Below are 17,410 nucleotides of genomic sequence, written 5' to 3'. Positions count from 1 at the left end.
GGTGTGATCCTTTCGCGGGAATGGAAGGAAGCATTATGGGCCAGGTTCGCCATGGAAGCGCCATGACCACGCTTGCCGTAAGAGCTGCAATAATGAGGGCCGGCTCGCCATCGGTCCGAGGGCCTGGCCCGAATGATCGCAAGCTTCGCGCGCGCAACTGAGCCGGGATCTTGGGATCAATCCCAAGACGGTTGCGAAGTGGCGCAAGCGCCAGACGGTCGAGGACCTCAAGACCGGGCCAAAAGGAACCGCGCTCGACGATCCTGACCGAGGCTGAGGAGGCGACCATCGTCGCTTTCCGACGGCACACGCTGCTGCCGCGGGAGTTCAAGCGTGAAGCAAACGATCCGGGGGATCGTTTGTAGCGCAGAACGCCTCTATGCCCTGCAGCCATCCATCCCGCACGTGACACGCTCAGCGCTCCATCGGTGTCTGCAGCGATGAGCCATTGCGGCGCCACCGGTTCAAGCCCAATGACGAATGCATCTCTCGGCTGCCTGACGTGGAGGGCAGCAAACCGAAGCGGCAGAAGTTCAAACGCTACCCCATCGGCTTCTTTCACATCGACATCGCCGAGGTGCAGACCGATGAGGGCAAGCTCTTTCTGTTCGTTGGCATCGACCGCACGAGCAAGTTTGCCGTCACCCAGCTCGTCGACAAGGCAGACAGGAAGACAGCCTGGGAACTCTTGCAGCGCATGCTCGAAGCATTCGGCGGGTCGCCTCATCGTATCAGGTCCATACCATTCTCACCGATTGAGCCAGCGGGCGCCACCGGTTCAAGCCCGATGGCGAGGGGCATTCAGTTCGCCGAGCAGCCCCCAGAACTGTTCAGTCCCGGCATCTGTTGGATCGGATTTGGGATGAATCTGTCTGGCTCAGATGTCTAGGCTCCAGACTCATTAAGTTTCACAGCCAGAACAAGACGGTTGCGGCGAGCATGATCGCTGAGAAGAACGTTTCCGGGCAGCGGTCATAACGGGTTGCGACGCGCCTCCAGTCCTTCAGACGTCCGAACATGATTTCGATGCGGTTACGCCTTTTGTAACGCCGCTTGTCGTATTTGACGACCTTCTTGCGGGACCTCCGTCCGGGGATGCGAACCTTTATCCCCTTGTCTTTCAAAGCGTCTCTGAACCAGTCAGCGTCGTAGCCCCTGTCGGCCAGAAGCCACTCAGCCTTCGGCAGGCTGCCCAGCAGCGCCGCCGCGCCGGTGTAATCGCTAACCTGGCCGGCCGACATGAAGAACCCGATCGGCCGCCCCTTCGCATCGGCGACAGCGTGCAACTTGGTGTTCATACCGCCTTTGGTGCGCCCGATCTGGCGCCCGCGCCCCCCTTTTTCACCCCAAGGCTCGAGGCCGTGCGGTGTGCCGTGAGATAGGTCGCGTCATTCATGATCGTCTTGTGCTCGGCGCTCTCGGCGGCAAGGCCGACAATGATCCGGGCAAAAACCCCGTTATCGCTCCAGCGCTTCCAGCGGTTGTAGAGGGTTTTGGCCGGGCCGTATTCCTTCGGCGCGTCACACCACCGCAACCCATTACGATTGATGAAAATTATGCCGCTGAGAACGCGACGATCATCGACCCGGGGCTTGCCATGGCTCTTGGGAAAGAACGGTTTCAGACGCTCCATTTGGGCGTCGCTCAGCCAGTAAAGATTACTCATCGATCAGGTCTCCTTGAGGAGCCTGAATCATGCAAAGACCGTAAGATCAATGGGTCTGGAGCCTAGCCGCCGAACAGACGTAGGGCCAAAGGCGCGATGATCGCCGTCAATACCGCATTCAAACCCATGCCTATCCCTGAGAACGCGCCCGCGGTGGCATTCACCTGAAACGCCCGGGCGGTCCCGATCCCGTGGGCCGCGACCCCCACAGCGAAGCCGCGCGCGCGCCAGTCGCGGATCTTCAGCGCGTTCAACAGGGGCGTCACCACGATGGCGCCGAAGATCCCGGTCAGCAGCACTAGCGCGGCGGTCAGCGTCGGTTGGCCGCCCAGCTGTTCGGCGATGCCGATGGCCACCGGCGCGGTCGTGGACTTCGGCGCCAGCGAGGCTAGCACCGATCCCTCGATCCCGAAGGCGCGCGCGATCAGCAGGGCCGAGAGGACCGCAACCCCCGATCCCGCCAGCAGCCCCGCCACCATCGGCAGCGCGGCGCGGCGCACGCGGGGTAGGTTGTCGTAAAGCGGCAGGGCCAGCGCAACCGTGGCCGGGCCCAGCATGAAATGGACGAACTGCGCGCCCTCGAAATAGGTCGCGTAATCGGTGCCCGTCGCGCCCAGCAGCACCGCAAGCAGGATCACCGCGACCAGCACCGGGTTGGCCCAGCTGGCCCGTCCGAGGCGGCGCGACACCGCATCCCCCGCCAGATAAGCCAGCAGCGTCGCCGTCAGCCACAAGAGCGGCCCCTGCGCCAGATAGGACCAGATCAGCGCCGGATCACTCACGGCCTTGGTCCCGCAGCGCCTCGCGCTCCTCGGACCCGGTCAGCCGGGCCACGGCGGTGAAGGCCCAGGCCCCCGCCGCGATGGCCAGCAGCGTCGATCCCATCAGCGCCACGGCCAGCCCCAGCCCCTGGTCGCGCAGCAGATCCCAATGCGCCACGATCCCCACCCCCGCCGGCACGAAGAACAGCGACAGATGCGCCAGCAGCCCTTGCGTCACCGGCCGGATCGCTTCGGCCAAAGCGGGCCGCAGGATGCAGGCCAGGACCAGCAGCACCAGCCCTGTCACCGGCCCGGGCAGCGGCAGGGACAGGGCGCGGGACAGGACCTCTCCGGTCAGCTGGAAGCCCAGGATGATGGCAAGCGTCTGGATCATCGCGCCAGACTAGCCGGAGCCCCCGCGCCGCGCCAGTGGCCGCGATCACGGGCGCTCCGGTTGACTTGCCCCCCCGGGCCATGGAAGATCACCCATCCTTTCACCGCCCCACGGACCCCGCCCCTTGCGTTTCGACCGCCTGCGCCTGAACGGCTTCAAGAGCTTCGTCGACCCGACCGACCTGGTCATCCGCGAGGGGCTGACCGGCGTGGTCGGCCCCAATGGCTGCGGCAAGTCGAACCTGCTGGAGGCGCTGCGTTGGGTCATGGGCGAGAACCGCCCCACCGCCATGCGCGGCGACGGGATGGAGGACGTGATCTTCGCCGGCACCACGCGGCGCGGCGCGCGCGCCCATGCCGAGGTCTCGCTGACCATCGACAATCGCGACCGGCTGGCGCCCGCGGGCTTTAACGATGACGACCAGTTCGACATCACCCGCCGCATCACCCGCGACGCGGGCAGCGCCTACAAGATCGCCGGCAAGGACGTGCGGGCGCGCGACGTGCAGATGCTGTTCGCGGATGCCTCGACCGGGGCGCACAGCCCGGCGCTGGTGCGTCAGGGCCAGATCAGCGAGCTGATCAACGCCAAGCCCAAAAACCGCCGCCGTATCCTGGAGGAGGCGGCGGGCATCTCGGGCCTCTATGCGCGGCGCCACGAGGCCGAACTCAAGCTGAACGGGGCCGAGGCGAACCTGACGCGGGTGGATGATACGCTGGACCAGCTGTCCACACAGGCCGCCAGCCTGGCCCGTCAGGCCCGCGCGGCCGCGAGATACCGCGAGATCGGCGCCGCTTTGCGCCAGGCCGAGGGGCTGTTGCTGTGGCGCCGCTGGTCGGATGCCGAGGCCGCGCGCCTTTCCGCCGCCGAGGCGCTGGCCCGCGCGCTGCGGGCGGCGACCGAGGCAGGCGCGGCATCTGACGCCGCCGAAGGTGCGCGCGCCACGGCCGAGGCCGCGTTGCCCCCCCTGCGCGAGGAGGAGCAGATCGCCGCCGCCCTCGTCCAGCGCCTTGCCGCCGAACGCGATGCCCTGACCGAGGCCGAGGCCCGCGCGACCCAGGCCATCGCCGCCCTGTCTGCCCGCATCGCCCAGCTGGACCGCGACATCGATCGCGAGGAGGCGCTGAACCGCGACGCGGTCGAGGTGATGGACCGCCTGGACTGGGAAGGCACCGAGCTGGACCGCGCGGCCCAAGGCCATGACGACCGGGTGGAGGTCGCGTCCGAACTGGCCGAGGCGGCCTCGGACACGCTGCGCGAGGTCGAGGCGCGCTTGGCCGAGCTGACCGACGAATCCGCCCGTCTGGCCGCGCGCCACCAATCCGCCGAACGTCTGGCTGCCGATCTGCGCCGCATGTTCGACCGTGCCGACCGATCCGCGACCGAGGCCGCCGAGGCCGTGGCCCAGGCCGATGCCGCGGGCGAGGCCGCCAGCGCCGCGCTGGACCGCGCCGATGCCGCCCAGGACGCCGCCCGCGACCGCGCCTTGGCCGCCGAGGACGCTCTGGCCGAGGCCGAGGCCGCCCGCGCCGATCTGGAGGCCGTGGAATCCGCCGCCCGCCAGTCCCGCGCCGAGGCCGAGGGCGAGGCCGCGGCGCTGGCCGCCGAACGCACCGCGCTGCAGCGGCTGGTGGATCGGGGCCGTTCGGGCGGGGCGACGCTCTTGGACCGGGTCGAGGTGGCGCGCGGCTACGAGGCGGCCTTCGGCGCAGCCCTCGGCGACGATCTGCGCGCGGGCGTGACCGGGGACGGGTCGGGCTGGCACGACCTGCCCGGATGGGACGCGCCCCAGCCTTTGCCGCCGGGTGCCGATCCGCTGGCCCCGCATGTGCGCGGCCCTGCGCTGCTGGCCCGGCGCCTGTCCCAGACCGGGCTGGTGCTGGATGCGGCGCGGGGGGCCGCGATGCAGGACGCCCTGCTGCCCGGCCAGCGGCTGGTGACGCCTGCGGGCGATCTGTTCCGCTGGGACGGGATGCGGGTGATGGCGGGCGAGGCCAGCTCGGCCGCGGCGCTGCATCTGCAGAAGGTCAACGAACTGGCCCGCATCACCGCCCAATCCGACGAGGCCCAGGCCCGGGCCGAGGACGCCCGCGCCACCCATGAGACCGCGCGCGACGCCCTTTCCGCCGCCGCCCAGACCGAGAAATCCGCCCGCGACGCCCGCCGCGAGGCCGAGCGCCTGCTGTCCGAGGCCGCCCGCGCCGCGACCCGCGCCGAATCGGACCTGGCCCTTGCCGCCAGCCGCGCCGACAGCGCGGGCGCGGAACTGGCCCGTCACCGCGCCGATGCCGCGGATGCCCGCGAACGGCTGGCCGAGGCCGAGGATCAGTTGGCGGCCTTGCCCGATCGCGGCGATGCGGCGGCGGCGGTCGAACATGCCCGCACCGCCGTCGAGGCCGCGCGCATCGCCACCATGACCCGCCGCGCCGCCCTGGACGAATTGCGCCGCGAGGGCCAGGCCCGCCTGAAGCGCCAGCAGGAGATCGCCAAGGAGCAATCCGGCTGGCGCCTGCGCCTGGAACAGGCGGGCACGCGCGCGGCGGAACTGGCCTCGCGCCGCGACGCGGCCTGCGGCGACCTGGCCGAGGCGCAGGACCAGCCGGGCATCCTGGCCGACCGGCGCGCCGACCTCGACACGCGCGAGCAAACGCTGATCGCGCGACTGACCGCGGCGCGTGCGGGCCTGGCCGGGGCCGAGGATCACGCCCGCACCGCCGCCATGGCCGCCCGCGATGCCGAACGCCTGGCCTCCGAGGCGCGCGAGGCCCGTGCCAGCGCCCAAGCCCGCGCCGATGCCGCCCGCGAGGCCGAGGCCGCCGCCCGCGCCCGCATCGTCGAGGAAACCGATCAGACCCCCGACCAGCTGCGGGCGAGCCTGGGCCAGATCACCGACTCGGATGCCGCCGCCTTGGAGGACCGCATCGCCCGCCTGCGCGCGTCCCGCGACGCGTTGGGCGCGGTGAACCTGCGCGCCGACGAGGACAAGCAGGCGCTGGAGGCCGAACGCGACCAGCTTGCGGCGGAGAAGACCGACCTCGAATCCGCCATCGCCAAGCTGCGCGCCGGCATCGGCAGCCTGAACCGCGAGGGGCGCGAGCGCCTGCTGGCCGCCTTCGAGACGGTGAACGCCAATTTCGCGACGCTCTTCACCGCGCTGTTCGGCGGCGGCGAGGCGCGCCTGGTGCTGGTCGAATCCGACGATCCGCTGAATGCGGGGCTGGAGATCATGTGCCAGCCGCCCGGCAAGCGGCTGTCGACGCTCAGCCTCCTGTCGGGGGGCGAACAGACCCTGACCGCGATGGCGCTGATCTTTGCGGTGTTCCTGGCCAATCCCGCGCCCATCTGCGTGCTGGACGAGGTCGACGCGCCCCTCGACGACGCCAATGTCAGCCGCTTCTGCGACCTGCTGGACGAGATGACGCGGCGGACCGACACGCGGTTCCTGATCATCACCCATCATGCGGTGACCATGGCGCGGATGGATCGGCTGTTCGGCGTCACCATGGTCGAACAGGGCGTCAGCCAGCTCGTCTCCGTGGATCTGAAACGCGCCGAGGCTCTGGTCGCCTGAGCCTGTCCGCGCTAGGGTCCGCCCATCACAATGCGAGGATCCCATGAGCATCGAGCAAACCCTGGCCGACAAGGGCATCACCCTTCCCGAGGCCCCCATGCCCGCCGCCAATTACGTCCCCTTCGTGCAGACCGGCAACCTGGTCTTCATCTCGGGCCAGATCAGCGCGGATGAGAACGGGCTGATCACCGGCAAGCTGGGCGACGGCACCTCGGTCGAGGACGGCGCCGCCGCCGCCCGCCGCTGCGGGCTGGCGCTGATCGCGCAGCTGAAATCCGCGGTGGGCGATCTGGACCGGGTGACCCGCGTGGTCAAACTGACCGGCTTCGTGAACTCCACCCCCGATTTCACCGACCAGCCCAAGGTCATCAACGGCTGTTCCGACCTGATGGTCGAGGTCTTCGGCGATGCCGGCCGCCATGCCCGCGCCGCCGTCTCGGCCCCCTCGCTGCCCTTCGGCGTCGCGGTCGAGATCGAGGCCGTCTTCGAGGTCCGCTGATGCTGGACGAACGCTTGCTGACGGTCCCGATCACGCATCGGGGCCTGCATGCGCCGGGCGTGCCGGAAAACAGCCTGGCCGCCGCCCGCGCGGCGATCGAGGCCGGATACGGCATCGAATGCGACATCCAGCCCGGCCCGGGCGGCGAGCCGCTGGTCTTTCACGACTATCAGCTGACGCGCCTGACCGGCCGGCAGGGCTTCATCGCCGCGACCGACGCGCAGACTCTGGCCTCGCTGCGCCTGCTGGGCACGGATGAACCCGTCCCCACGCTGCGCCAGCTGCTGGACCTGGTCGCGGGCCGTGTGCCCCTGCTGATCGAGATCAAGGATCAGGACGGCACCTGTGGGCCGAATACCGGCACGCTGCCCGCCCGCACGGCCGAGGTCCTGCAGGGCTATGACGGCCCCGTGGCGGTCATGTCCTTCAACCCGCACATGATCGCGGCCTTCCGCGAGGCGGCCCCCGACATCGCCGTGGGCCTGACCACCTGCGCCTTTGCCGAAGGGGACTGGGCGCGCGTACCCCCCGAACGGCGCGAGGCGCTGGCCGCCATCGCCGATTACGACCGGGTGGGGGCGTGTTTCCTGTCGCATGACAAGGGCGATCTGGCCAATCCGCGCGTCGATGCGCTGCGGGCGGCGGGGGCGGGCATCCTGACCTGGACCATCCGCAGCCCCGCCGAGGAAGACGCGGCCCGCCGCGTCGCCCATAACGTCACCTTCGAGGGCTATCACGCGGCCCTGTGACCATTCCGCCGATGCCGCGCTTGCGACATCGGCGGGGCCTGACAACCGCCCGCAGCGCGCCTATCTTGCACGGCATGAGCGACATGCTGACCCTGACGACCCATCCCTCGATCGCCGCCATCGACCCGCAGGACTGGGACGGTCTGGGCGACGGCAATCCCTTCACCACGCATCGCTTCCTGCTGGCGCTGGAACAGTCCGGATCGGTCGGCACCGGCACCGGCTGGCAGCCGCTGCACCTGGCGCTGGAACGGGGAGGCGCGCTGGTGGGCGCCATGCCGCTCTATGCGAAATCGCACAGCCAGGGGGAATACATCTTCGACCATGCCTGGGCGCAGGCCTATATGCGGGCGGGGGGACGATATTACCCCAAGCTGCAGGCGGCGGTGCCCTTCACGCCGGCCAGCGGGGCGCGGCTGCTGGCGCGTGACGACGGCGCGCGGGCGGGGCTGCTGGACGGGCTGATGCAGGTGACCGACCGCGTGGGCGCGTCGGGGGCGCATGTGACCTTCTGCCTGGAAAGCGAGTCCGCCTTGGGCCGGGCCGCGGGTTTCCTGCCGCGCATCACCCAGCAATATCACTGGCTGAACCGTGGCTATGGCAGCTATGACGATTTCCTGGCCGCGCTGTCATCGCGCAAGCGCAAGGATTTGCGCAAGGAACGCGCGCGGGCCCAGGCCTTCGGCGGCACCATCCGCCACCTGCGGGGCGACGATCTGAGGCCGCATCACTGGGACGCGTTCTGGGAATTCTATCAGGATACCGGGGCGCGCAAATGGGGCCAGCCCTATCTGACCCGCGCCTTCTTCGACCGCATCCACGAGACGATGCGCGACGACATCCTGCTGGTCCTGGCCGAGGATGACGGCACGCCCATCGCCGGGGCGCTGAACTTTCTGGGGCCGGATGCGATCTATGGCCGGTACTGGGGCTGCGTGGCCGACCACGCCTTCCTGCATTTCGAGCTGTGCTATCACCAGGCCATCGACCATGCCATCGCGCATGGCCTGTCGCGCGTCGAGGCGGGGGCGCAGGGGGACCACAAGCTGGCCCGCGGATACGAGCCGGTGCCGATCCATTCCCTGCACTGGGTCCGCGACCCGGGATTTCTGCGCGCGCTGGACGATTACCTGGACCAGGAGCGGCGCGCGATGGGCGATGAAATCGACGCGCTGGCCGATTTCACCCCCTTCCGCAAGGACGGTTAGAGCTTTTCCAGCAGCGCCTCGCCCGCGCTGACGGAGCAGGTGCCGGGGCTGTCCTCGACATCGATGGCGGTCAGCACGCCGTTCTCGACCACGGCGGCAAAGCGCTTGCAGCGGCCGAAGAAGCCCACCGGCGGCGCGTCGAAATCAAGGCCCATCGCCTTGGTCACGCTGCCATCGGCATCGGCCATGACCTGGATGCCCGCATCGGTCGCGCCGGTCTGTTCGGCCCAGGCCTTGGCGACGAAGGGGTCGTTCACGGTCACGCAGACGATCCGGTCCACGCCCTTGGCGCGGATCGCGTCGGCATTGCGCACGAAGCTGGGCATATGCGCATTGGTGCAGGTGCCGGTGAAGGCGCCCGGCAGGCCGAACAGCGCGACCTTGCCTTGGGTCAGATCGGCCAGGCTGACGCTTTCGGGGCCGGCATCGCCGACCTGCAGCAGATCGCCCTGGGGCAGCTTGTCTCCGACGGTGATGGTCATCGCACGCTCCTGAATTGCAACGGATTCGCGGCGACTATAGGCTGCGCCCGGCAAACAGACCAGAGAGGCGGCGGCATGCGGATCGTGATCGTGGGGGCGGGGCAGGCGGCGGCCTCGATGGCAGCGCGGCTGCGCGCCAAGGGCCATGACGGGCCGATCACCGTGATCGGCGAGGAGGCGGCCCCGCCCTATCAGCGCCCGCCTTTGTCCAAGGCCTATCTGCTGGGGGAGATGGGGGTGGACCGGCTGGTGCTGCGGGCGCCGGACTGGTGGCGCGACCAAGGCATCACGCTGATCACCGGGCGGCGGGTGACAGCGATCGACCGGGCGATCGACCGGGCGGGGGGTCGGGTCGTGACGGAGGCGGGCGTTCACCCCTATGACGCGCTGGCGCTGACCACGGGCGCGCGGCCGCGCCGCCTGCCCGCCGCGATGGGGGGCGATCTGACCGGCACCCATGTCATCCGCGGCCTGACCGATATCGACGCGCTGGCCCCCGAACTGCGCCCCGGCCGCCGCATGGTGGTGATTGGCGGCGGGTATATCGGGCTGGAGGCCGCCGCCGTCGCCCGAAAGCTGGGGCTGGAGGTCACCGTGATCGAGGCCGCCCCCCGCATCCTGGGCCGCGTCGCCGCCCCCCAGACCGCCGCGATGATCCGCGCGCTGCATTTGGCCCATGGCGTCACCATCCTGGAGGGGACGGGCATCAGCCGCATCACCGGCACCGGGCGCGCCGATGGCGTGGCGCTGACCGACGGCCGGGTGATCGGGGCGGATGTGATCGTGCAGGGCATCGGCGTGCTGCCCGACACCGCCTTGGCCGAGGCCGCGGGCCTGGCCTTGGACAACGGCATCGCCACCGATGCGCAGGGGCGCAGTTCCGACCCCGCGATCTGGGCGGCGGGCGATTGTGCCAGCATCCCCCATCAGGGCGGCAGGCTGCGGCTGGAAAGCGTGGGCGGGGCCATCGACATGGCCGAATGCGTGGCCGATGCGATGCTGGGGTCGGACCGGCGGCTTGATCCGCGGCCCTGGTTCTGGTCGGACCAGTTCGACGCCAAGCTGCAGATCGCGGGGCTGGGGCAGGGCCATGACATGATCCGCACCCGGCCCGGGCAGGGCGATCACGGCGGCTCGGTCTGGTATTTCCGCCAAGGCCGGCTGATCGCGGTCGATGCGCTGAACGATGCCCGCGCCTACATGATCGGCAAGCGGCTGATCGAGGCGGGCCGCAGCCCCGATCCCGATGCCGTGGCGGGGGTCACCGACCTGAAGGCCCTGCTGGCATGAGGATCGTCGGCGGCCGCCTGCGGGGCCTGAGGCTGGCCGATCTGGGCCAGGGCGATGCGGCGGCCCAGCTGCGCCCGACCACGGACCGGGTGCGGGAATCCATCTTCAACCTGCTGGTCAACGGCACGCATGGCAATCCGCTGCCCGATGCGCGGGTGCTGGACCTGTTCGCGGGCACCGGCGCCTTGGGGATCGAGGCGCTGTCGCGTGGCGCGGCCCATGTCACGCTGGTCGATGACGGGCGCGTGGCCGCCGGGCTGATCCGCCAGAACCTGGACAAGGCGCGGGCGGGCGACCGGGCGGTGCTGCTGCGGCGGGATGCGCGGCGGCTGGGGCCCTGCACGGGGCCGGGCTGCGACCTGGTCCTGCTGGACCCGCCCTATGGCCGCGCCCTGGGCGAGGCCGCGCTGGAGGCCGCCCATGACGGCGGCTGGCTGGCCCCCGCCGCCACCATCGTCTGGGAGGAGGCCCGCCCGCCCCTGATTCCGGCCTGGGCCGAGCTGCTGGATCAGCGCCGCTATGGCGACACGGTGGTGACCTTGGCCCGGCGTCGGGGGGGCTGACCCCTCAGGCGGCGATGGCCGCGGCCGCGGCCTCCAGCCCGCCGGGGCCATGCGGGATGCGCAGCGCGATCAGCCCCGCCTGCATCGCCCCCAGGGTGCCCATCAGCGTGCCCGCATTGCAATGGCCCATATGCGCGATGCGCAGCGCATCCGCCGGGCTGGCCGCGCCCAGCCCCACCCCGAGCGTCACGCCGCATTCCCGCGCCGTCCAGGCCCGTAGCCGGTCCGCCCCGCGCAGCGTCACCGCCGTGACCGAGGGCGCCCGCGCCGCGGGGTCCCCCACCGACAGCGCGATGCCATGCCCGCCCCAGGCATCGACCGCGGCCCAGGTGGCGCGGGCCAGCCGGGCGTGGCGGTCCCAGACCCGCTCCAACCCCTCCTCGTCCAGGATCATGCTCAGCGCCTCGGACAGGGCAAAGATCTGCTGGACCGGGGGCGTGCCGCCCCAGAACCGCCACAGCGCATCCGCCCCCGCCCGCTGGTGCCAATCCCACCAGGGCGAGGTCAGCCCCGTCGGCCCCCGCGCCGCCGCCCGGTCGGAAAACCACACGAAGGCGGTGCCGGGCAGGGCCATCAGCCCCTTCTGGCTGGCCGCGATCAGCACGTCGACGCCCCAATCGTCCATCCGCATCGGCGCGCAGCCGAGCGAGGCGATCGCATCCACCACCAGCAGCGCCGGGTGATCGCCCATCGCCGCCCGGATCGCGGGGATGTCGGCCAAGGTGCCGCTGGCCGTGTCGGTCTGACAGACCATCACCGCGCGGATCGCGCCCGCCCGGTCCCGCGCCAGACGGTCGGCCAGACGGGCGGGGTCGGGGGGCGCATTGCCGAAATCCAGACGTTCTACCGCGACGCCTTGGGCGGCGACGACATCCGCCCAGCTGCGCCCGAAATGCCCCGAGGTCAGCACCAGGACCGCATCGCCCCGGTCCAGCAGGTTCGCGGTCGTGGCCTCCCACCCGGCATGGCCGTTGCCGATATAGGGGGCCAGATGCGCGGAGGTGCCCGCCAGCCGCTTCAGCTGGTCCATGACGGCCAGGTTCACGCGCGGCAGATCCTCGCCATAGATGTCGGGCGATGCGCGATGGGCAGCGTTCAGCACCCGCGCGGGCAGGGGCGAGGGTCCGGGAATGGCGATCAGTTCGGGGCCGGCGGTCATGGCGTTCTTCCTTCACATCATGCAAGGATCGGTAGGACCGGCGCCCGCCCGCGTCAACGGGGCGCGCGGCCTTGTGGGGTGCGTGCCAAAGGCGCTATGGCTGGGGCGCCTTTCCGGACAGGAGACCCCAGACCCCGTGGACCCGCGCACCGACAGCCCCGCCACCCTGATCGCCGCCGCCGACGCCGCGACCCCCCGGACGCCCGATCCCGACCGGCTGCGCGGCCTGATGCGGCGGATGTGGGACGACTACCTGCGCCCCCACAAGCTGAAGATGGCCGCGGCCTTCCTGCTGATGACGGTCGAGGGGTCGACCCTGGCGCTGATCAGCTGGATGCTGAAGCCCCTGTTCGACCTGGTCTTCGTGGGCCAGCAGGAGGGCGCGATCTGGTGGGTCGGCGGGGCGATCTTCGGGATCTTCCTGCTGCGGGCGGTGACGCTGGTGGCCAGCCGTGCCCTGCTGACGCAGGTCTCGCTCAGCGTGTCGACGATGATGCAGACGCGGCTGCTGTCCCACATCCTGACGCTGGACAGCCGGTTCTTCCGCGACAATTCGCCGGGCGCGATGATCGAACGGATCCAGGGCGACACGATCGCGGTGCAGGGGGTCTGGGCCACGCTGATCACCGGGGCCACGCGGGACGCGATCAGCCTGGTAATGCTGTTCGGCGTCGCCATGACCATCGACCCGGTCTGGACCCTGGGCGCGCTGATCGGGGCGCCGATCCTGATCATGCCCGCCGCGCTGGTCCAGCGCTACATCCGACGCAAGGTCCGCCAGAACCGCATCAATGCCAGCCTGCGCGCCACCCGGCTGGACGAGGTGCTGCACGGCATCGCCTCGATCCGGCTGAACCGGGCCGAGGCCGACCAGACCGAGCGTTTCTCCCGCATCGTGGCCCAGATCCGCCAGGCCGAGACCAAGGTCGCCGCCACATCCAGCGTGATCCCTGCGCTGACCGACATCGTGACCGGCATCGGCTTCGTCGCCGTGCTGGCCTTGGGTGGGCGCGAGGTGATGGAGGGCGACCGCAGCGTGGGCGATTTCATGGCCTTCTTCACGGCGCTGGCCCTGGCCTTCCAGCCGATGCGCAGGCTGGGATCGCTGGCCGGCACCTGGCAGACCGCCGCCGCCAGCCTGGAGCGGATCTATCAGGTCATGGACACGCGCCCCACGGTGATATCGGGCCCGCGCCGGGACCCGCCCGCGGATACCGGCATCGTGCTGTCGGATGTGTGGCTGTCCTATGACGGCCAGCCGGTGCTGAACGGGCTGGACTTCACCGCCGAACAGGGCCGGACCACCGCGCTGGTGGGGCCATCGGGGGCGGGCAAGTCCACCGTCTTCAACCTGCTGACGCGGATGGTAGACCCGGATCGGGGCCGGGTCCTGCTGGGCGGGGTGCCGGTCGCGGAATACGACCTGGGCGTGCTGCGCGACCAGTTCTCGACCGTGGCGCAGGAATCCGCGCTCTTCGACGAAAGCCTGCGCGACAACGTGCTGATGGGCCGCCCTTCGGCATCCGAGGCCGAGCTGCAGGCGGCGCTGGACGCGGCCAATGTCAGCGATTTCCTGGACGAGGGGCGGGGGCTGGACAGCCCCGTCGGCCCGCGCGGATCGGCCCTGTCGGGCGGCCAGCGCCAGCGCGTGGCCATCGCCCGCGCGCTCTTGCGCGACGCGCCCGTCCTGCTGCTGGACGAGGCGACCAGCGCGCTGGACAGCGCCAGCGAGCGGCTGGTCCAGCAGGCGCTGGACCGTCTGTCGGCGGGGCGCACCACCTTGGTCATCGCGCATCGCCTGTCCACCATCCGCAATGCCGACAAGATTGTGGTGATGGAGGCCGGACGGGTTGTCGAACAGGGCAGCCATGACCAGTTGATGGCCAGGCGCGGCGCCTATGCCCGCCTTGTCGCGCTGCAATTCGGAGACGAGGAATGACCCGCCAGATCATCCGCCTGACCGGCGAGGACCGCATGGATTTCCTGCAGGGCCTGGTCACCAACGACATCCGCCGCGCCCCCTGCTGGGCGGCGATCCTGACCCCGCAGGGCAAGTATCTGGCCGATTTCCTGGTCATCCCCGAGGCGCAGGCGCTGCTGATCGACGTGGATGCGCGGCTGTCGGACGACCTGTTGCGCCGGCTGTCGATGTACAAGCTGCGCAGCAAGGTCGCGCTGGAGGCGGTGGACATGCCCGTGGCCCGCGGCACCGGTCCCGCGCCCGAAGGCGCCGTGGCCGACCCGCGCCACCCGGCGCTCGGCTGGCGCCACTACGGGGCGGCGGGCGATGACGGCAGCGATTGGGACGCGATCCGGGTCGCCCATTGCATCCCCGAGACGCTGATCGAGCTGATCCCCAACGACACCTACATCCTGGAGGCCGGGTTCGAGCGTCTGCACGGCGTCGATTTCCGCAAGGGCTGCTATGTGGGTCAGGAGGTCACCGCGCGGATGAAGCACAAGACCGAGCTGCGCAAGGGTCTGACCACGCTGCGCATCGAGGGCGCGGCGCCCGTCGGCACGCCCATCACCGCGGAGGGGCGCGAGGTCGGCACGGTCTTCACCCAATCGGGCGGGCAGGCCATCGCCCATGTCCGCCACGACCGCGTGGCCCCCGACATGCAGGCCGGCGAGGCGCGGCTGTCCCCGCTGTGAGCGAGCCCGCGCCGGGGCTGCGCAAGATCATCCATATCGACATGGATGCCTTCTTCGCCTCGGTCGAACAGCGCGATTTTCCGGAACTGCGCGGCAAGCCGGTGGCCGTGGGCGGGTCCGCCGCCCGCGGCGTGGTGGCCGCCGCCAGCTATGAGGCGCGGGTCTTCGGGGTGCGCTCGGCCATGCCCTCGGTCACGGCGGCGCGGCTGTGTCCCGACCTGATCTTCGTGCGCCACCGCTTCGACGTCTACAAGCAGGTCAGCGGCCAGATCCGGGAGATCTTTCTGGACTATACGCCGCTGGTCGAGCCGCTGTCCCTGGACGAGGCCTATCTGGACGTGACCGATTACCTTGACGGCCGCACCGCGACCAAGATCGCCGCCGAGATCCGCGCGCGCATCCGCGGGGCCACCGCCCTGACCGCCAGCGCGGGCGTCAGCTACAACAAGTTCCTGGCCAAGCTGGCATCCGACCAGAACAAGCCCGACGGGCTGTGCGTGATCACCCCCGAACAGGGGCCGGATTTCGTGCTGTCCCTGCCGGTGGGCAAGTTCCATGGCGTGGGCCCGGCGACGGCGGCCAAGATGCAGGCGATGGGTATTGCCACCGGGGCCGATCTGCGCGCGCAGGATCTGGACTTTCTGCTGCGGCGGTTCGGCAAGTCGGGACGCTATTACTGGAACATCGCGCGGGGCATCGACCACCGGCGCGTCAGCCCCGACCGCATCCGCAAGTCGGTGGGGGCGGAAAACACCTATTCCGCCGATATCATGACGCTGGACGCGGCGCTGGAGGCGCTGGAGCCCTTGGCGGCCAAGGTCTGGGCGGCCGTCGCGCGCCACGATCTGCGCGGCCGCTCGGTGACGCTGAAGGTCAAGTTCAGCGATTTCCAGCAGATCACCCGGGCACGCAGCCTGGGCCATGCGGTCGCCACGCAGGAGGAACTACTGTCCATCGCCCGCGATCTGGCGCGCGGGGTGCTGCCCGATCCGCGCGGCGCACGGCTGCTGGGCGTGACCCTGTCGGGCTTCGAGACCCCCGATGACGGCCCCGCGCAGCTGAGCCTCTTCGACTAGCGCCAGCGCACCCACCGACCCGGGCCTTGGGCCGCCAGGATCAGAAGGCCCCCGGCGACCGCCCATTTCTTGACCACGATGGTGACCTGCCACGGATCGGCGCGCAGCTGCCAGTGAAACCAGCTGGTTCCGATGCAATAGAGGGCCAGGATCAGCGCCCAGGCCCGCACGCGTGGCCCCAGGATCAGGCACAGCCCCGCCACCAGGTTGAAGGCGGCCACCGGCCAGACCAGCTGGGGCGGCAGGCCCAGCCCGGCGATCATGGCCATGACCTGGTCGGGGTCGCGCAGCTTCTGGACCGCGCCGCCGATGAACAGGACCGCGATCAGCAAACGGCCCAGCAGGTTCGCGGCATGGGTCATGGGCGGGTCGCGAACCAGTCCTCGGGGACCCAGGCAAAGGCGTCGCGGCGGGTCTCGACATGGCCGATGCCGGGGAAGGGCAGATGCGTTCCCGCGACGGCGATGCGGTCGGCGGTGACCATCTGCAGCAGGTCGCGGCGGGTGACGGCGGCGCGGCCGGGATCGACGTCGAAGACGATCCCTGCATCCGGGTGGCGGAACTGCAGCGCAGCCAGCGCGGCGGCATCGCCGATGATCATCATCTGGTCGTCGCCATCCGACAGGCGCAGCCCGCTATGGCCCGGCGTGTGGCCGGGCAGGGCCATGGCGGTCAGCCCGCCGCCCAGGTCGTCCTGGTCCTGGAAGGTCTGAATGCGGTCGCCATAGGCCTCGGCCACCGACCGGGCCAAGGCCATGAAGGGCGCCATCTCGGCCGGGGCATCGGCGGTCTCGTCGGTCCAGAAGGCCAGCTCGTCCTGATGCAGGTGCAGGGTCGCATTGGCGAAGGTCGCGCCCGCATCGGTGATCAGCCCGCCCGCATGGTCGGGATGCAGATGCGTCATCACCACCCGGTCGATCCGTTCGGGCGCGATGTCCAGCGCCCGCAGCGAGGCCGCCAGACCGCCGGTCGTGTCGCCGAAGGCCGACCCGCCCCCCGCATCGATCAGCGTCAGCTGGTCGCCATGGCGGATCAGATGCACGCTGACGGGCACGCGGATCGGCTGGTCGGGGTCCAGATAGGCCTCGGTCACCGCCGAACGATAGAGCGCGTTGTCGAGGTTCACCACCAGGTCGCGGTCCAGGTCGAAGAACCCGTCGGCGATGGTCGTCACCTGCAGATCGCCGAGCGCGCGGTGATGGACCAGCGGATGAAAGGCCGGGGGGCGCGGCAGCGGGCGGGCCGAGGCGGGCAGGGCGGCCAGGCCCGGCAGGGCCAGGGCCGCGGCGGCGGTCAGGATCAGGTGGCGGCGGCGGCGGTCGGTCACGGGCGTCTCC

General features: G+C 70.4%; 16 protein-coding genes and 1 pseudogene. 10 read left to right on the top strand and 7 right to left on the bottom strand.

Annotation, left to right across the window (positions count from 1 at the left end):
* Positions 1-35 precede the first annotated feature (35 nt).
* Positions 36-742: pseudogene (locus JHW48_RS13340) on the top strand (transposase family protein); the annotation flags it as partial.
* A 166-nt stretch (positions 743-908) separates the two neighbouring features.
* On the opposite strand, the gene JHW48_RS13335 reads toward JHW48_RS13340, so the two are convergent.
* From JHW48_RS13335 to JHW48_RS13325, 3 genes are all read right to left on the bottom strand, one after another.
* Positions 909-1,666 (bottom strand): IS5-like element ISPaes2 family transposase gene (locus tag JHW48_RS13335; RefSeq protein ID WP_119885202.1). Its coding sequence is split into 2 segments (ribosomal slippage): positions 909-1,342 and positions 1,342-1,666, totalling 759 coding nucleotides; the frame shifts between segments, so codons are not numbered across the junction.
* A gap of 62 nt (positions 1,667-1,728) precedes the next feature.
* On the bottom strand, positions 1,729-2,448 hold the full coding sequence (locus JHW48_RS13330) for an LrgB family protein (RefSeq protein ID WP_119885201.1): 720 nt from the start codon (positions 2,446-2,448) through the stop codon (positions 1,729-1,731).
* A complete protein-coding gene (locus JHW48_RS13325) occupies positions 2,441-2,821 on the bottom strand; it encodes a CidA/LrgA family protein (RefSeq protein ID WP_119885200.1) in 381 nt (126 codons plus the stop codon). The genes JHW48_RS13330 and JHW48_RS13325 overlap by 8 nt, the downstream gene beginning before the upstream one ends.
* Before the next feature lie 124 nt (positions 2,822-2,945).
* On the opposite strand from JHW48_RS13325, the gene JHW48_RS13320 reads away from it, so the two are divergent.
* The 4 genes from JHW48_RS13320 (at position 2,946) to JHW48_RS13305 (ending at position 8,848) form a co-directional block, all read left to right on the top strand.
* A complete protein-coding gene (locus JHW48_RS13320; RefSeq protein ID WP_119885199.1) occupies positions 2,946-6,392 on the top strand; it encodes an AAA family ATPase in 3,447 nt (1,148 codons plus the stop codon).
* Positions 6,393-6,435: 43 nt separating this feature from the next.
* Positions 6,436-6,891, top strand: coding sequence for a RidA family protein (locus JHW48_RS13315; RefSeq protein ID WP_119885198.1), 456 nt, complete (start codon positions 6,436-6,438; stop codon positions 6,889-6,891).
* The gene (locus tag JHW48_RS13310; RefSeq protein WP_119885197.1) at positions 6,891-7,640 is read left to right on the top strand and encodes a glycerophosphodiester phosphodiesterase family protein; all 750 of its coding nucleotides are present in this window, start codon (positions 6,891-6,893) and stop codon (positions 7,638-7,640) included. The genes JHW48_RS13315 and JHW48_RS13310 overlap by 1 nt, the downstream gene beginning before the upstream one ends.
* A 74-nt stretch (positions 7,641-7,714) precedes the next feature.
* Entirely contained in the window at positions 7,715-8,848 is a 1,134-nt protein-coding gene (locus JHW48_RS13305) for a GNAT family N-acetyltransferase (protein WP_119885196.1), read from the top strand.
* Here JHW48_RS13305 and JHW48_RS13300 read toward each other — a convergent pair.
* Positions 8,845-9,330, bottom strand: coding sequence for a peroxiredoxin (locus tag JHW48_RS13300; protein WP_119885195.1), 486 nt, complete (start codon positions 9,328-9,330; stop codon positions 8,845-8,847). The genes JHW48_RS13305 and JHW48_RS13300 overlap by 4 nt on opposite strands.
* A 75-nt stretch (positions 9,331-9,405) precedes the next feature.
* Between JHW48_RS13300 and JHW48_RS13295 the strand changes: the two genes are divergently transcribed.
* Both JHW48_RS13295 and rsmD read left to right on the top strand, forming a co-directional pair.
* Positions 9,406-10,620 (top strand): NAD(P)/FAD-dependent oxidoreductase, encoded by a 1,215-nt coding sequence (locus tag JHW48_RS13295; protein ID WP_119885194.1) that lies wholly within the window; start codon positions 9,406-9,408, stop codon positions 10,618-10,620.
* The gene (gene rsmD, locus JHW48_RS13290) at positions 10,617-11,183 is read left to right on the top strand and encodes a 16S rRNA (guanine(966)-N(2))-methyltransferase RsmD (RefSeq protein WP_119885193.1); all 567 of its coding nucleotides are present in this window, start codon (positions 10,617-10,619) and stop codon (positions 11,181-11,183) included. The genes JHW48_RS13295 and rsmD overlap by 4 nt, the downstream gene beginning before the upstream one ends.
* A gap of 4 nt (positions 11,184-11,187) precedes the next feature.
* On the opposite strand, the gene JHW48_RS13285 is transcribed toward rsmD, so the two are convergent.
* Positions 11,188-12,342 (bottom strand): pyridoxal-phosphate-dependent aminotransferase family protein, encoded by a 1,155-nt coding sequence (locus tag JHW48_RS13285; RefSeq protein WP_119885192.1) that lies wholly within the window; start codon positions 12,340-12,342, stop codon positions 11,188-11,190.
* 238 nt (positions 12,343-12,580) lie between these two features.
* On the opposite strand from JHW48_RS13285, the gene JHW48_RS13280 reads away from it, so the two are divergent.
* From JHW48_RS13280 to dinB, 3 genes are read left to right on the top strand one after another with little or no spacing between them, the layout of a single operon-like run.
* Positions 12,581-14,281 (top strand): ABC transporter ATP-binding protein, encoded by a 1,701-nt coding sequence (locus JHW48_RS13280; RefSeq protein WP_119885241.1) that lies wholly within the window; start codon positions 12,581-12,583, stop codon positions 14,279-14,281.
* Positions 14,278-14,997 carry a CAF17-like 4Fe-4S cluster assembly/insertion protein YgfZ gene (gene ygfZ / locus JHW48_RS13275; RefSeq protein WP_119885191.1) on the top strand — a complete coding sequence of 240 codons (720 nt, stop codon included), beginning with the start codon at positions 14,278-14,280 and terminating at the stop codon, positions 14,995-14,997. The genes JHW48_RS13280 and ygfZ overlap by 4 nt, the downstream gene beginning before the upstream one ends.
* A complete protein-coding gene (dinB, locus tag JHW48_RS13270; protein ID WP_240637709.1) occupies positions 14,994-16,073 on the top strand; it encodes a DNA polymerase IV in 1,080 nt (359 codons plus the stop codon). The genes ygfZ and dinB overlap by 4 nt, the downstream gene beginning before the upstream one ends.
* On the opposite strand, the gene JHW48_RS13265 is transcribed toward dinB, so the two are convergent.
* Positions 16,070-16,435, bottom strand: a complete 366-nt coding sequence (locus JHW48_RS13265) for a DoxX family protein (RefSeq protein WP_119885190.1) — start codon at positions 16,433-16,435, stop codon at positions 16,070-16,072. The genes dinB and JHW48_RS13265 overlap by 4 nt on opposite strands.
* Positions 16,432-17,400 (bottom strand): MBL fold metallo-hydrolase, encoded by a 969-nt coding sequence (locus JHW48_RS13260; RefSeq protein ID WP_170152226.1) that lies wholly within the window; start codon positions 17,398-17,400, stop codon positions 16,432-16,434. Before JHW48_RS13260 ends, JHW48_RS13265 begins: the two co-directional genes overlap by 4 nt.
* Positions 17,401-17,410 lie beyond the last annotated feature (10 nt).

The sequence above is a fragment of the Paracoccus aestuarii genome, from assembly GCF_028553885.1.
Lineage (GTDB): Bacteria > Pseudomonadota > Alphaproteobacteria > Rhodobacterales > Rhodobacteraceae > Paracoccus > Paracoccus aestuarii.
The sequence above is the reverse complement of the archived record's forward strand: the minus strand, read 5'-3'. Positions and strand labels throughout refer to the sequence as shown.

Coding starts and splice junctions, on each gene's coding strand:
- JHW48_RS13325 (WP_119885200.1), bottom strand. CDS start 2,821: ATGATCCAGACGCTTGCCATCATCCTGGGCTTCCAGCTGACCGGAGAG.
- JHW48_RS13315 (WP_119885198.1), top strand. CDS start 6,436: ATGAGCATCGAGCAAACCCTGGCCGACAAGGGCATCACCCTTCCCGAG.
- JHW48_RS13310 (WP_119885197.1), top strand. CDS start 6,891: ATGCTGGACGAACGCTTGCTGACGGTCCCGATCACGCATCGGGGCCTG.
- JHW48_RS13305 (WP_119885196.1), top strand. CDS start 7,715: ATGAGCGACATGCTGACCCTGACGACCCATCCCTCGATCGCCGCCATC.
- JHW48_RS13300 (WP_119885195.1), bottom strand. CDS start 9,330: ATGACCATCACCGTCGGAGACAAGCTGCCCCAGGGCGATCTGCTGCAG.
- JHW48_RS13295 (WP_119885194.1), top strand. CDS start 9,406: ATGCGGATCGTGATCGTGGGGGCGGGGCAGGCGGCGGCCTCGATGGCA.
- rsmD (WP_119885193.1), top strand. CDS start 10,617: ATGAGGATCGTCGGCGGCCGCCTGCGGGGCCTGAGGCTGGCCGATCTG.
- JHW48_RS13285 (WP_119885192.1), bottom strand. CDS start 12,342: ATGACCGCCGGCCCCGAACTGATCGCCATTCCCGGACCCTCGCCCCTG.
- JHW48_RS13280 (WP_119885241.1), top strand. CDS start 12,581: ATGTGGGACGACTACCTGCGCCCCCACAAGCTGAAGATGGCCGCGGCC.
- ygfZ (WP_119885191.1), top strand. CDS start 14,278: ATGACCCGCCAGATCATCCGCCTGACCGGCGAGGACCGCATGGATTTC.
- JHW48_RS13265 (WP_119885190.1), bottom strand. CDS start 16,435: ATGACCCATGCCGCGAACCTGCTGGGCCGTTTGCTGATCGCGGTCCTG.